Source organism: Methylotenera sp. 1P/1 (assembly GCF_000384355.1).
GTDB lineage: Bacteria > Pseudomonadota > Gammaproteobacteria > Burkholderiales > Methylophilaceae > Methylophilus.
The window spans coordinates 2,551,616-2,563,369 of the sequence record NZ_ARWC01000001.1 but is presented as its reverse complement, the minus strand read 5'-3'; the positions used below and the strand labels follow the sequence as shown (position 1 = coordinate 2,563,369).

Genomic DNA, 11,754 nt, shown 5'->3' with positions numbered 1-11,754 from the left:
TTGCAAGCCTCATTCGCTGCAAGGGTTTCAAGGTATAATTCGGTTTTATTCAAATTCGCGCTCAACCACCATGCAACAGCAGTATCCATTCAAAGAAATCGAACAACAAACCCAACAACAGTGGGACACGCAGCAAAGTTTTGCCGCAAAATACACGAGTGATAAACCCAAATACTACTGTTTATCCATGTTCCCCTACCCCAGTGGTAAATTACACATGGGGCATGTGCGCAATTACACCATTGGCGATGTGCTAAGTCGGTTTCATCACATGAAAGGCTACAACGTATTACAGCCAATGGGTTGGGATGCATTTGGTTTACCGGCTGAAAACGCGGCGATTCAAAACAATGTGCCGCCAGCAAAGTGGACTTATGACAACATTGCGTATATGCGTAAGCAACTCAAGTCACTTGGCTTTGCCATTGACTGGTCACGTGAGCTCGCTACCTGCCAGCCTGAATATTACAAATGGAACCAATGGCTATTTTTACGCATGCTGGAAAAAGGCATTGCCTACAAAAAAACACAAGTGGTCAATTGGGATCCTGTTGACCAAACTGTACTCGCCAACGAGCAAGTGATTGATGGCCGTGGTTGGCGCACAGGTGCATTGGTAGAAAAGCGTGAGATTCCTGGCTATTACTTCAACATCACCGGCTATGCGCAGCAATTACTGGATGACTTAGACAAGCTACCGGGCTGGCCAGAGCGCGTCAAAACCATGCAAGCCAACTGGATTGGTAAAAGTGTGGGTGTACGTTTTGCTTTTACCCACAACATTGCCGATAAACAAGGTGCGCTGATTGATGATGGCAAACTATGGGTATTCACCACCCGTGCCGATACCATCATGGGCGTGACATTTTGCGCGGTGGCCGCTGAGCATCCACTTGCCACGCTCGCCGCACAAAACAATCCGGCATTGGCCGCTTTTATTGAGCAATGCAAACAAGGCTCCGTCATGGAAGCCGACATGGCCACCATGGAAAAAGAAGGCATGGACACCGGCCTCACTGTGACGCACCCACTCACTGGGGAAAGCATCCCAGTATGGGTAGGTAACTATGTACTGATGACCTACGGCGAAGGCGCAGTAATGGCGGTGCCCGCGCATGACGAACGTGATTTTGGCTTTGCAAAAAAATATAGCTTGCCAATTAAACCAGTTATTCTTCCTGGAGGACTGTCATCACAATCATCTCTCAAAACTAAAACCACTTCAGATGCTATTCCAATGGAAAGTATGTGGGATAGTGATTGGCATCCTGCATTTGGAAGTCATGGAGAATTATGGAAGTCAGGAAAATACGATAAACTGAATTACGAAGCCGCTGTTGACATGATTGCTGCTGACCTCAACGCCAAAGGCTTAGGTGACAAGCAAACCAATTGGCGTTTACGTGATTGGGGCGTATCTCGTCAACGCTATTGGGGCTGCCCTATCCCCATTATCCATTGTGATAGCTGTGGTGATGTACCAGTGCCCGATGACCAATTACCGGTAAAACTGCCGGAAGACTGCGTCCCTGATGGCTCAGGCAACCCGTTGAATAAATTAGAAAGTTTTGTCAATTGCACTTGCCCGACTTGTGGCAAACCTGCACAGCGCGAAACCGACACCATGGATACCTTTGTGGATTCCAGCTGGTACTACGCACGCTATGCCAGTGGCTTTCAATCGGATGCGATGGTGGATAGCGAGACCAACGCTTGGATGCCGGTAGACCAATATATTGGCGGCATTGAGCACGCTATTTTACACCTGCTGTACTCCCGTTTTTGGAGCAAGGTGATGCGAGATTTAGGCTTGGTGAATTACGACGAACCATTTGCCAACTTACTGACGCAAGGCATGGTGCTCAACCATATCTTCTCGCGCCGTACCGACAAAGGCGGCATTGAGTATTTTGCGCCAGAAGAAGTGGAGTTGTTGCATGATGCACATGGCAAAGTTACAGGCGCCAAAGCCCTTAAAGATGGCTTGCCTGTCGATTTTCAAGGCATGGGCACCATGTCCAAGTCGAAGCGCAACGGTGTCGATCCACAATCCTTAATTGAACAGTACGGTGCAGACACCGCGCGTTTCTTCATGATGTTTGCAGCACCGCCGGAACAAACGCTGGAGTGGTCAGACAGTGGTGTCGAAGGCTCGCATCGCTTTTTAAGACGCGTATGGAGTTTTGCTTACACATTAGCACCCGAAGAAAAACAAACCATTTCCGGCAAACTAAATGGCGGGCTAGCTGCAGCCAGACGTGAAGTGCATATGACACTTAAACAAGCCAGCTATGACTTAGGCAGACAGCAGTTTAATACTGTGGCCTCTGGCAGCATGAAATTGCTCAATACGTTGGAAAAAGTGCAAAAAGATGCCGAACCACAGTGGCAAGCCGTTGCATTTGAAGGTTTTTCTATTTTGCTACGCTTGTTATCGCCCATTGCCCCACACATTACGCAAACATTGTGGAAAGAGCTTGGGTTTGGCGAGGACATTCTCAAAGCCACTTGGCCGGAAGCGTTACAATCCGCCATGGTGCAAGATGAAGTCGAGTACGTGGTGCAAGTCAATGGCAAATTGCGTGGTAGCATTACACTTGCCAAGAGCATGGAAAAATCGCAAATTGAGGCGATTGCGGTCAACCAGCCATTTGTGCAAAAGCATTTGGAAAATGCCAGTGTACGTAAAATTATTGTAGTACCCAATAAACTCATTAATATTGTGGTGGGATAAAACGATGATGCAATGGATGCGAAATGTAACGCTAACGGTATTGTGCTTAACGCTGATTGCGTGCGGATTTCATTTGCGCGGTGCAAGCGAGTTTGCGTTTACCAGCATTTTTGTCAATGGCCAGACGCAAATCACCAAAGCGCTTAAGAAATCCATCACAGCCAATGGCGTAGTCGTGACAACCGACCCAAGTCAGGCCGAAATGGAAATTGATTTAATGAAGGAAGAAAGCGAGAAGCGCATCCTTTCATTGAGCGGCGATGGTGTGGTACGCGAGTATGAGCTGTATTACCGTGTGATTTACCGTACAAAACCAGCGAAAGATGCACTGTGGAGTCAACCACAAACTGTAGAAGCGCGTAGGGACTTTTCGTACAGCGATGCGAATTTATTGGCCAAGCAAAATGAGGAGAGGCAGCTCAATCTCAATATGCAAAAAGATGTGATGAATAACATCATTCGTCGACTATCCAAACTAAAACCATAAGCCGAAACTACCAACATCCGTGCAAATTTCCGCGGCCGCTTTAGCAAAACAACTTGCCACCACCGTATCACCAGTGGTGGTTGTGGTCGGCGATGAGCCACTGGCCAAAGCAGAATGTCTAGACTGTATAAGACAATATGCGCGCAAACTCGGTGCAGAAGAACGCACCAGCCTATTGGTAGAACGCCAATTTAACTGGCAAACCGTCACGCAATTTAATCAGCATTTTTCGTTATTTTCTTCGCACCGCATTCTGGAAATTCATATCCCCAGCGGAAAACCTGGTGTTGACGGTGCAAAAGTACTGGCAGAACTGGCGCAACAGCCTATGCCGGATACCACCTCCATCATTACCCTACCTGCACTAGAGCGTGAGAGCAAAAATAGCGCTTGGTATCAAAACTTGCAGACACACGCATTAGTGGTAGAACTAAAAGAGGTCACGATTGGTCAATTGCCTGCATGGATTAAACAACGGCTAGCGTTACAACAGCAGCATACGGATGACGATGCGCTCGCTTTTATGGCGCAACAGGTAGAAGGCAATATGCTAGCAGCGCACCAAGAAATTCAAAAGCTAGCGTTGTTATATCCGGCCGGTGAGGTCACCGCTGCACAAATCAAAGAAGCAGTACTGAATGTAGCACGTTTTGATGCATTTCAATTGGGCGAGGCAATGCTGCAAGGCGATAGCGAGCGCACAGTGCGCATATTGCAAGGCTTACAAGACGAAGGTGAGCAAGCCGTGGCCGTGATGAACCCACTCATTTGGCTGATACGTCCGTTACTACGCATTAAACAAGCCGAAGCACAAGGCGAAAATTTACAATCAGCAATGGCCAGTGCGCGCTTGTTCGGGGATAGGCAACTCCTGATTAAATCAGCAGCGCAGCGACTTAGCATGCGCCAGGTAGAAGCTGCTTTACAAAAGCTCAGCGACATTGACCGTATGGCCAAAGGCGTGATGCAAGGGGATGCTTGGCTGGAAATTTCACGGCTATGTTTTGGCCTTGCTCGCATTAAATCAAGAACAAGGTAAAATGGCAGAATGAACATTCAACATTACATGCAACAACTTGGGCAAGAGGCACGCCAGGCTTCGCGCGCGATGGCTAAAGCGGATACGCAGACCAAAAACCAAGCATTGTTATTCATTGCTGCAGCGATTCAACGCGAAGCACAAGCTTTGCTGGCTGCAAATCAGCAAGATATCGCCGCTGCAAAAGCCAATGGCATGGATGACGCCATGCTAGATCGCCTCACCTTAACAGAGAAATCCATTGCCAATATGGCAGAGGGCCTCACACAAATTGCGAGCCTGCCAGACCCGATTGGTGAAATGAGTGATTTTAAGTACCGCCCTTCTGGCATTCAGATTGGCAAAATGCGTGTGCCTTTAGGCGTGATTGGCATTATTTACGAAGCCAGACCGAACGTGACGATTGATGCGGCAGGCTTATGCATCAAGTCTGGAAACGCATGCATTCTGCGCGGTGGCTCTGAGGCGATTCATTGTAATCAAGCCTTAGCTAAACTAGTCCACGAAGGCCTTGCCAAAGCTGGGCTGCCTGAAAACGCAGTATTGGTGGTAGAGACCACCGACCGTGCCGCGGTAGGCGAGCTGATTACCATGAAAGCCTTTGTGGATGTGATTGTGCCACGTGGCGGCAAAGGTTTGATTGAGCGCATCTCCAATGAGGCGCGCATCCCAGTGATTAAACACTTGGATGGCAATTGTCATGTCTATGTGGACGATGATGCTGACCTACAGAAAGCGGTGCGTATTTTAGAGAATGCAAAAACTCAACGCTTAGGCACCTGCAATACTGCAGAGTCGTTATTGGTTGCACGCAGCATTGCGCATACAGCGTTGCCATTGCTCGCACAGATGCTGGTGAGTAAAGGTATTGAAATTCGTGGTTGCGAAGAAACCTGTGCAATTGTGAAAGAAGCCATTCCTGCGACGGAAGAGGATTTTTACACGGAATATTTGGATGCCATTATTTCTTCTAAAGTAGTGGCAGGCATAGATGAAGCGATTGCCCATATCAACCAGCACTCATCACAACATACCGAGGCGATCATCACGGAAAACTACACCAAGGCACACCAGTTCTTGCGTGAGGTAGATTCCAGCAGCGTGATGGTCAATGCTTCTACACGTTTTGCCGATGGCTTTGAATATGGGCTAGGAGCTGAAATTGGCATTTCCACGGACAAACTACATGCGCGTGGTCCAGTGGGTTTAGAGGGGCTGACTTCACTCAAATACGTTGTGTTTGGTAATGGTGAAGTACGTGCCTAATCCATCCTGCAACTAAGATGATGGTGGGTCAGCTTTCAGCACCATTTCACTGGCTCACCGCGCAAGGGTACCGATAATCATGCAGCGCATTGGCGTGTTTGGTGGGACGTTTAATCCGATACATTACGGACACTTGAGAATCGCACAAGAGGTTGCCGAGGCATTTGCACTGAGCCAAGTAAAGTTTTTACCCGCCGCCAAGCCACCATTGAAAGCCGAGCCAGATGTAGCGGCCAAGCACAGGGCCGAGATGGTGCAACTTGCCATCGCAGCTAACCCACTTTTTCATCTGGATACACGTGAGCTGGAGCGTATCGGACTGTCATACACAATCGACACGTTGATATCTTTGCATGCAGAACATCCACAAGATGCACTATGTTTAATCGTCGGTACAGATGCATTCGCACGTTTTGACCAATGGCACCGCTGGCAATCTGTTCTAGAGTATTGCCACCTCATCGTCGTTTCACGTCCACATGGTGGGAGTTTGATCAACCTAAGTGAACCGCTACGTCAATGGCTGCAACAACATCAAACACACAACATCACGCAATTATCACAACAATCACATGGGCTGATTGCGATACATGATGTGACCGCTTTAGATATCTCTTCCAGCCAGATTCGTGGCCTTATCCGCACTCAGAAAAATCCGGCTTATCTATGCCCACAAGCCGTGATTGGATATATACAGCAGCATGGCTTATATAGAGATTGATTCGCCCTAAGCAATATTCATTGCGCAAAATATAGACGTAAAAAAACCTGCCGTAGCAGGTTTTTTTAATTACTTTAGCGAATTAAGCTAAAGTTTTACGGCGACGTGCAACACCGAACATACCCAATGCTGAAGCCAACAATGGTAATGCTGCTGGTACTGGCACTGCGCTTACGCCAACAACGTAGTCATCGTAATCGCCATCTGGTGAACCGCTGTCATTGAAGCCGATTAAGAATGCAAATGGGTTACCGTTCGCATCTTTGTAAGAACCATCGTTTTCGATGTAAGCAATTTTACCGATGTAGTTTGTTAAGTTTGAAGCTGCAGCTGAAGTACTTGAACCACCAAAGCCAAAGTCAATCAAACCTGCTGCTACGTTGAATGTGAATGAATCACCTACGTTTACTACGCTAGTAGATGTACCAGCAACTTCTGAACCGTTAGCGATATAGAAGTTTACATTCCAAGCCTCTTTACCCAAGAACGTTACTGTTAAAGCAGTATCTTGTGTTGCAGATAATTGACCAAACACGCCGCCAGTTGCGCCAGTAATGACGTTATGACCTTGTGTGTAGCCAGCTGCTTCTGTTGTGAATGTTACTGAACCAGCTGTGCTTAATGCTAAGTGGTTGACCACTTCTGCTTGCGCCGCAGTTGCAGATAACGCGATGGTTAACGCTAACAACAATTTCTTCATATTTTTTACTCCAGTTATACAAACGTTAAATTTAAAAATCTTGAATCCAGTATATGGACTATCCCTTTTTCCCTCAATAGCCCATACGGGTAAACTCACTGATCATCACTGTTATGTGCTTAGGTTCGCTGACGATTGACCTGTAACAACTGCGATTGGGTGCATCATAATGGGCATAGGCTACGCGCTCAATAGCCCTGATGGGTCATAGGCAATAAGACAAGCACGCATGTTGTACACACTACTGCAATATAAGCGTGCGAGGCACTAACACTGCAACTGTGGAATGCCTTTAAAGTGCTGCTGTAACGTAGCAAGGTTTTCTGCGTAACATTGCATGGCGGGATCTATCGGGTTGGCCACCCACCCTTGTATCGGCAGATGACGCGCTTGCATAACTTCAAGTGAAAGTAGCGCGTGGTTAATGCAGCCTAAACGCATCCCCACTACAAAAATAATCGGGATATTCAATGCAGCAGCTAACTCGGCTATAGTCAATTCAGCATGCAATGGCACCAGCAAACCGCCCGCGCCTTCCACCACCACAATGTCTGCTAACTCGGTGAGTGCTTGGTAAGCTTGCAGAATAACTTCTAGCTGAATAGCGATATTTTCTTGCTGCGCGGCGATATGGGGTGCAATCGGGGCTTTAAAACAGTAGGGGTTCACCCAATGCAGCGGTGCATCTACATTACTTGCTTGCATCAATAGCTTCACATCTTCATTGACCCATTGTCCATCCACAAGATCACAGCCTGCGGCAATAGGCTTCATGCCCACCACACGATAGCCCTGTGCTACATATTGGCGTATTAACTGGCATGCCACAAAGGTTTTACCAATGCCTGTATCTGTACCGGTAATAAAAAAGGCCTGCTTCATTGTTCACTATCCGCGTGCGCGAAACGCTATAGGCGACACACCAGAGGGGAGGTCCGAAGTAGCGGCTGATTTCCATGCATGCCCATAAACTACTTCAAACGTGGCAGGGAGCTTGCCATCTTGTAGCCTGAATTGCTCATAACGTGTGGCCAATTGCTGAAAAAATCCCTTGCCGACCAACCCACGCACCCGCCCTGCAGTTGCATTATGCGCACCGATAGATTTTAAATCGCGCATCACACTTTTCACATCGTCATAAGTGAGTGTGAAATGCTCCACATCCAGCACTGGCGCATTAAAGCCAGCACGCGTCATGGCGTCGCCAATGTCATGCATATCAATAAAACGGCTAACGTGCGTCGTTGTGTCATTTTCCGCACTGGCAATACGCAACTCTCTCAACGTATCTGGCCCAAAGGTGCTGAACATCAGCAATCCGTTTGGCTTTAACACACGTTTGATTTCTGTAAATGCTTGATCTAGATCATTACACCACTGCAATGCCAGATTAGACCAGACGATATCAACACTGGCACTGGCGAGTGGTAGTGCCTCAATGTCTGCACAGACCAAGTTTTTTTTGCCGGTGAGTTGTGACATCCAGCGTGTTAAGGTGGGTTGCTGCGCATAGGTTTGTTGCAACATGCCCATCGCTAAATCTAAAGAAACCATATGCGCATCTGGAAAGCGCTTGTGCAAGGCAAAGCTGCCGTGTCCAGTACCACAACCTGCATCTAAGATAGCTTGCGGTTTGATATTGACGAGATCGAGTCGATCCAACATTTCTTCCCGCACATTTTTTTGCAGCACGGCGGCGGCATCGTAAGTGTGGGCTGCACGCTCAAACGAGGCACGTACGCGTGCTTTGTCTATCCAATAGGCGTCTTTCATTGAGGCATCTTGCATCTATGGCTCTAGAAACTGGTTAAGCGTATCAACAAACTGATCGGTATGCGACAAGAACGGCGCGTGGGCAGCCCCTGCCATCACACGTAAAAATGCAATCGGCAAATGTTGTGACATCCAGTGCGCCGCCGCGACTGGCGCTAAGGTATCGCGATCCCCATGAATTAACAATGTAGGCTTGCGTAATGTAACGATCTCTTCGCGTAAATCGGAGTCTAGCAATATAGAGAGTGAACGATTTAAAGTCGTTTGCGTAGGCGTTGGTTTCAGCTCAAAGCTAGCGCGTAGTTGACGCAACGTTGCGCGCGCATCGCTGGCTTTCATGCATTGCAAGGTTAAAAATTGCAACATGGTGGCCTTGTAATCCCGGTTCACACTTTCTGCAAAGTTGTGAAAATGCACGGGTGAGATACCATGCGGCCAATCTTGTGATGAAACAAAGCAAGGAGTTGAGCCCACCAAAATCAGGCGGCGCACACGGTCTGGCTGATTGAGCGCAATACGTTGCGCGACCAAACCGCCCAGTGACCAGCCCATGATGTCAGAAACTCCTGGAATAACTTGCGCTACTTCATCTGCCAATGCATGCAGATGATATGGCTCCACCGGACGACTGCTGCCCATGCCGGGCAAATCAATCAAATAGAGCATGTATTGTGCGGACAAGCGCTTGACTAGATGTTGCCATACGCCACTGTGCATACCCCAGCCATGCAGCAACACCAAGGGTTGCCCTTGACCAATAATTTCTACATGGCAACTCATGCTTGATCCCTTGTCGTTATCAATAGAAAGTTCATGCTGCTTGCACCACAGTTTCTGCTTGGTTGATAGTGTCCGCCAAGCGTATGACGTCTTCGACACGATGCGCTGCCGATAGCGAGATACGCAAGCGTGATGTATTCACTGGCACAGTTGGCTGGCGAATGGCTGGCACCAAAATACCTTGTGCTTGCAAGTGTTCACTCAGCGCCAACGCTTCGTAATTATTGCCGACCAGTAAAGGTTGTACGGCTGTGATGGAGGGCATGAGCTGCCAGCGTGATACCTGCAAATGCTGCTTGAGGGTAGCAATAAGGGTTTGCAAGTGGTTGCGTAGCGCATCGCCTTGCGCAATCAAATCAACAGAGGCAAGCAGCGTGGCAGATAATGCTGGCGGCGCAGGTGTGGAGTACACATAACTGTTGGCTTTTTGAATCAAATAATCCACCACCACTTGCTCACCGGCAACAAATGCACCAGCCACACCAGCAGCTTTACCTAAGGTGGCCATCATAATCAAGCGCGGTGACTTTAAACCTAAATGGTTCAGTGACCCCTGCCCATGCTGACCCAGCACACCAAAGCCGTGCGCGTCATCTACATATAAATAGGCATCGTAACGTTCACATAAAGCTAGATATTCTGCCAAAGGCGCAATATCCCCGTCCATGCTAAAGACTGCATCGACTGCTATCAGCTTATGCTTGGCAGTGCTCGCTTTCAATAGTATTTCTAGTGCTTGTACATCATTGTGTGGAAAACGTTTGAAATCGGCCAAAGAATAATACCCGCCATCATTTAAACAGGCATGGTTAAGCTTATCGGCAAAAATCGCATCTTCGCGTCCTGCTAACGCACCCAGTACGCCAATATTGGCCATATAGCCGGTAGAAAATAGTAACGCGGCTGGCATCTCCACAAATTGGGCGAGACGTTTTTCCAGCTTATCGTGATAACGATGATGGCCGGTAATCAAGTTAGAGGCACCGCTACCGACACCGGATAAACCAGCTGCTTCTTGCATGGCTGCAATGAGCTTGGGATGATTGGCTAAACCAAGATAATCGTTGCTGCAAAACGATAAAAATGTCTGATTATTTGCGACGATGTGCTCTGCTTGTGGCGAATCCAGCAAGCGGCGCTGACGCATCAGGCCATCTACTTTGCGCTTATCTAACTCCTGTTGTAGAGCCTGTAACATACTAGATTGGGTGAATGCCTAATTTGGCAAATAGCTTCTTATCCGTTTCCGCTTCCGGATTGCCTGTGGTCAACAATTTCTCACCGTAGAAAATACTGTTCGCACCGGCAATAAAGCACAAGGCTTGAATGCCCTCGTGCATGCTTTGACGACCTGCTGACAAACGCACAAAACTCTGTGGCATGGTGATACGTGCAGCAGCAATAGTACGTACAAATTCCAACGGGTCTAGCTCTTCTGTACCATGCAATGGCGTACCTTCTACTTGCGTGAGCAGATTAATTGGCACGCTTTCCGGTGGACGTTCCATATTGGCCAATTGTGCCAACAGGCCAGCGCGTTGGTTACGTGACTCACCCATACCAATAATGCCGCCACAACATACATTGATGTCCACACTACGCACGCGGTCTAGCGTTTCTAAACGGTCTTGATAGGTGCGCGTGGTAATCACATCGCCATAAAATTCAGGGGCGGTATCTAAGTTGTGGTTGTAATAATCCAAGCCCGCATCTTTTAACTGTTCCGCCTGCCCCTCTTTCAGCATGCCTAAGGTTGCGCAGGTTTCTAAACCCATGGCTTTAACCTCAGAAATCATCTTCAACACTGGCTCTAAATCACGTTGTTTTGGGCCACGCCATGCTGCGCCCATACAAAAGCGGCTGGCACCATTGTCTTTGGCTGCTTGTGCTGCGGCTAACACGTCATCTAACTTCATCAGCGGCTCATTTTCTACATCTGTATGGTAGCGTGCCGCTTGTGGACAGTAACCGCAATCTTCACTACAGCCACCAGTTTTGATAGAAAGTAATGTGCTGACTTGTACAGCATTTGGATCAAAGTGTTCACGGTGTACGGTTTGTGCGCGATGGATTAAATCACTGAATGGCAATTCAAAGAGTGCCACAATCTCATCGACCGACCAGCGATTCACTGAGTAGCCGTGGTCTGTATGGCAACTTTGTCCTTTACCTTGGGTAAGTGCATCTGTGTTTATAATAGCGGTGGGTGGCGTGACTGATGATGTGTCTAACATGGCATCCCTTTACACGTAGT

The 11,754-nt window shown here is 48.0% G+C and carries 11 protein-coding genes; 5 read left to right on the top strand and 6 right to left on the bottom strand.

Annotated elements, in window-relative coordinates; genetic code table 11:
* Positions 1-70 precede the first annotated feature (70 nt).
* From leuS to nadD, 5 genes are all read left to right on the top strand, one after another.
* On the top strand, positions 71-2,734 hold the full coding sequence (gene leuS, locus A3Q3_RS0112460) for a leucine--tRNA ligase (protein WP_020183925.1): 2,664 nt from the start codon (positions 71-73) through the stop codon (positions 2,732-2,734).
* 4 nt (positions 2,735-2,738) lie between these two features.
* Entirely contained in the window at positions 2,739-3,221 is a 483-nt protein-coding gene (lptE, locus tag A3Q3_RS0112455; protein WP_020183924.1) for an LPS assembly lipoprotein LptE, read from the top strand.
* 19 nt (positions 3,222-3,240) lie between these two features.
* A complete protein-coding gene (gene holA / locus A3Q3_RS0112450; protein WP_020183923.1) occupies positions 3,241-4,260 on the top strand; it encodes a DNA polymerase III subunit delta in 1,020 nt (339 codons plus the stop codon).
* Between the two features lie 9 nt (positions 4,261-4,269).
* The gene (locus A3Q3_RS0112445; protein WP_020183922.1) at positions 4,270-5,526 is read left to right on the top strand and encodes a glutamate-5-semialdehyde dehydrogenase; all 1,257 of its coding nucleotides are present in this window, start codon (positions 4,270-4,272) and stop codon (positions 5,524-5,526) included.
* A 79-nt stretch (positions 5,527-5,605) separates the two neighbouring features.
* Entirely contained in the window at positions 5,606-6,247 is a 642-nt protein-coding gene (gene nadD / locus A3Q3_RS0112440) for a nicotinate-nucleotide adenylyltransferase (RefSeq protein ID WP_020183921.1), read from the top strand.
* 82 nt (positions 6,248-6,329) lie between these two features.
* On the opposite strand, the gene A3Q3_RS0112435 is transcribed toward nadD, so the two are convergent.
* The 6 genes from A3Q3_RS0112435 to bioB form a co-directional block, all read right to left on the bottom strand.
* Positions 6,330-6,947 (bottom strand): PEP-CTERM sorting domain-containing protein, encoded by a 618-nt coding sequence (locus A3Q3_RS0112435; protein ID WP_020183920.1) that lies wholly within the window; start codon positions 6,945-6,947, stop codon positions 6,330-6,332.
* Between the two features lie 267 nt (positions 6,948-7,214).
* Complete coding sequence (gene bioD / locus A3Q3_RS0112430; protein ID WP_020183919.1) at positions 7,215-7,829, bottom strand: dethiobiotin synthase; 615 nt, start codon at positions 7,827-7,829, stop codon at positions 7,215-7,217.
* A gap of 6 nt (positions 7,830-7,835) precedes the next feature.
* The gene (gene bioC, locus A3Q3_RS0112425) at positions 7,836-8,735 is read right to left on the bottom strand and encodes a malonyl-ACP O-methyltransferase BioC (RefSeq protein WP_020183918.1); all 900 of its coding nucleotides are present in this window, start codon (positions 8,733-8,735) and stop codon (positions 7,836-7,838) included.
* Positions 8,736-9,500: a pimeloyl-ACP methyl ester esterase BioH gene (gene bioH / locus A3Q3_RS0112420; protein ID WP_020183917.1), complete on the bottom strand. Its 765-nt coding sequence runs from the start codon at positions 9,498-9,500 to the stop codon at positions 8,736-8,738.
* A gap of 31 nt (positions 9,501-9,531) precedes the next feature.
* On the bottom strand, positions 9,532-10,698 hold the full coding sequence (gene bioF / locus A3Q3_RS0112415; RefSeq protein WP_020183916.1) for an 8-amino-7-oxononanoate synthase: 1,167 nt from the start codon (positions 10,696-10,698) through the stop codon (positions 9,532-9,534).
* 1 nt (position 10,699) lies between these two features.
* Positions 10,700-11,734: a biotin synthase BioB gene (bioB, locus tag A3Q3_RS0112410; RefSeq protein ID WP_020183915.1), complete on the bottom strand. Its 1,035-nt coding sequence runs from the start codon at positions 11,732-11,734 to the stop codon at positions 10,700-10,702.
* Between the last annotated feature and the right edge of the window lie 20 nt (positions 11,735-11,754).